The organism is Synergistaceae bacterium, from assembly GCA_012728235.1.
Lineage (GTDB): Bacteria > Synergistota > Synergistia > Synergistales > Synergistaceae > JAAYFL01.
In genome coordinates, this window is record JAAYFL010000110.1 from 1 (window position 1) to 3,101 (window position 3,101).

Below are 3,101 nucleotides of genomic sequence, written 5' to 3' on the forward strand. Positions count from 1 at the left end.
TAAGAATTGCGCTTAATAGAAAAGAACGAGGTTCAGCAACTCTACGTGAGAAACGATACTCATCCTCAGATGAATAAGTTATCTGCGGATACATTGCTTCAAGAAAAGTCCAGTACCCATCTGCCTCTTCACACTCACCAAACAGAGTAGTCAAAAACGGCGTGAAGATGTATTCCTCTACTTTTTCAGTGACCATGTCATAGAGCATATAAAATGTGCGGTCACCGAACATACGTCTCTGGTGCTTCTCGAAGAAATCACCAAGCTTGGCGATGAACTTGTCCTTCTGTTTAGAGAAGAAAAGCGCACAGAAATATTCTTGGAACGATCGATGAGTGAAGTGATAGCTGTTGCCCTCAACATACATTAGGCACAAGTTAGAACATAGATCTTCGCGAAAATCGCCGGCAGTAGTCTTCTTATCATTTGCCACTGAACGAGAGTTAAGTTGATTGAAGTATCCATCAAATTCTTCAGCAGTCATCTCAAACTTCTCATCGTTATATGATCGGAAGCATAACTCAGCAAAATAATCGGCAAAGGCATCTACAGACAATCCTGTCCTCAAAGCACGTTTATAAGCCCCCTTGCTCGCATCATGTCGTTTTGCCAACACTTCAAACGCTTCTCGGTAAAAAACATGCATCTTCAACGGCACTTCGGCGTACTGTTCAAACGTTAAAAGCATGATTGTCAACAATAAAGGGTTCTCGGTGAAAGACCGGTGCGTCCGAAATAGAGTTTTTTCTAGGGCTACCAGAAACTTCACCTTAATAGCAGGCTCATCTGGACGAAACTCCAACCTGTCAACTAACTGCATAGCCTGCCGCGGGTTAAACGGCATCAGCCTCAACAAGCTAAAGCGATCATATGAAACGAAAGATTGGAAAGGACGCGACGACAAGATAAACATATTCCCGGAGTACTTGTCCGTTAGCACCTCCAATTCACGTTCGAATCTCTTAACGGAACCAGCATTAATTTCATCTAGTCCATCAAGCAGCAACAGGCACAACCCATGTGTAAGCATCAGTTCAAATTGCTCTTTAGATAAGCCATCGTCAAACACACCGATCTTGGAGTAGACATACTCAAACAGCGAGTCCGCAGTCTCATCAAAATCTTTTAGCGGAACAAATACCGGGAAGCATTTCAGATCGTCGAAATTCGCTATGGCATTCAGCATAAGATGGCGCATCATCATGGATTTACCCAGACCACCGGTACCGATGATTATCGCAAAGCGGGACACTTTTCTGATATTCTCTATCGTTGCGTCGTCAATAAACTGCATATTAGGCGGATATGTTGGTTGACCTTCTACTTTGCTATCTGGTCCTCTAAAACGGATTCTATTGCATACATAGAAACTATAAAATTTCTTTGGTTGGTCATTGTATAGCAACGTTTTCATTGTACTGTACTTTTCTTCAGCGTTGCGGAGGTATGTGTAGACATCCGGCATGATTAACCTTTGAACGTTTGCCGGTGTCAGTTCCTCCGAAAATTCAGTGTCGACGACAGGTAATACTGGGGCAACATAAGTTCCGCAGTCTACAAAAAAATCTTCGGGTGTAGGTAAGCTCTCGGGAACACTATAACGACCCTGTACATTTGGAGCTGACCATGCAGCTACCGTCGTGGCACCTAAACTGTTTTCCTTGCGTTCTGTCACAATAAATTTCCATATGCTCAATAGAAACGCAGGGAGATATATGTTCGGCACAGTCATCAGTTCAGACTTAACAACTGAAGATCCATCTTTACTTATAACAAACCGATAATCATCGGGGATATTAGGTGTTCCCGCATCATTCACAATCAATCCTATCAGCCGTCTTGCAAGTTTAATATCCTTTTGCCGTGTTGTCCCAACTTCAATGAAGTTATTTACGAATCCCGTCATTTCATTTAGCACGCCCGCGTAATCCGATTCCAAACGTGACAAGAATGTCGATACCACAGCCTCGTCTGCAAACTGCAAATCTTGAGGCGTGTTTTCCACGCAGCGTTTAAAGTAGGTGGTGTAGGTTTTGAATGTATCACCTGCGGGCTTAATGTAGTCTGGTTGTACAATCTGAACAAGTCCGAGCAATACATCTTGCTCATGAATAGTGTCCGAGACGCTTTGGGTACGCTGTCGTCGTGTGGCGGTTATCCTCTTTGACTCCAGTATCTGTATGAGGAAGGTACCACCGCACAGAACTGGATGTGCAGTATTTGTCACGCTTATTGCCTCCATAGATAACTTTTTATCCTATTAACGCTATTAACCCTATCATTGTTGGACACTAATCTTATCATCATTTGGATAGTTTCTGTGAGTAATCGCAGGGACTTTTTTATTGCTTTTAGATTGGTGTAATTGATGAGTTTTCACCCATCAATTCGTACTAATTCTTATTTAATCAGTTTATCACATATTAAATTTAAAAAGCAATTACATAATTTAAATTTTAACCCGACTTAAAAATTTCCTCCCTGCGATTGCTCACGCAATTCAAATCACAGGAGGAAATCTGATGAAAAACCAAGTCAATCAAAGCCAAAACAAATCTTTCAAACCCACCCCCATTCCACACCGCACGAAATCCGGTGAACCGATGGCCTACTACATCCTATCGGAGGATGGAACACAGGAATTCAAAGTAACACGAGCGGAGTGTCTTGCCCGTTCCGAAGAACCCGAAAAACCATTCCCACAACGCTGGTATGTCGATGAGGAATCCGGTCTTGTTGTCCGTCTGCCCCGTAACCAGATGGGTGAAGACCTCGCGCGGGAGAATATGCGCTCTATATGGCGAGAGCAAAAACAACAGGAGAGGAAATTTCAATGTGTATGGAAAGACACAAACAAATGCGATCAGAAATGTGAGACATGTAAGTCCCGCACAAGCCGAACTGTTGAACTTGATAAGCCATTGGGTAACGATTCTGATGGATCAGATACATTTTTCGAACCTGCCGACCCCACTGATATCACTGGATTTTTAGAACAGAAGGCTGTATTAGACACCCTCTATGCCGCACTTGCTACCCTCACTCAAAAAGACCGTGAGCTTATAACAGACCGCATTATCCTTGAAAAAACCGTGCGTGAA

Annotated in this window: 2 protein-coding genes; one reads left to right on the top strand and one right to left on the bottom strand. The window is 43.0% G+C overall.

Going from position 1 to position 3,101, the window contains the following annotated elements:
• Positions 1–2,227 (bottom strand): NACHT domain-containing protein (locus GXZ13_06780; GenBank protein ID NLX75516.1); only part of this gene is annotated, 2,227 nt, incomplete at its 3' end.
• A 295-nt stretch (positions 2,228–2,522) separates the two neighbouring features.
• Between GXZ13_06780 and GXZ13_06785 the strand changes: the two genes are divergently transcribed.
• The coding region (locus GXZ13_06785; GenBank protein NLX75517.1) for a hypothetical protein at positions 2,523–3,101 on the top strand (579 nt) is incomplete at its 3' end.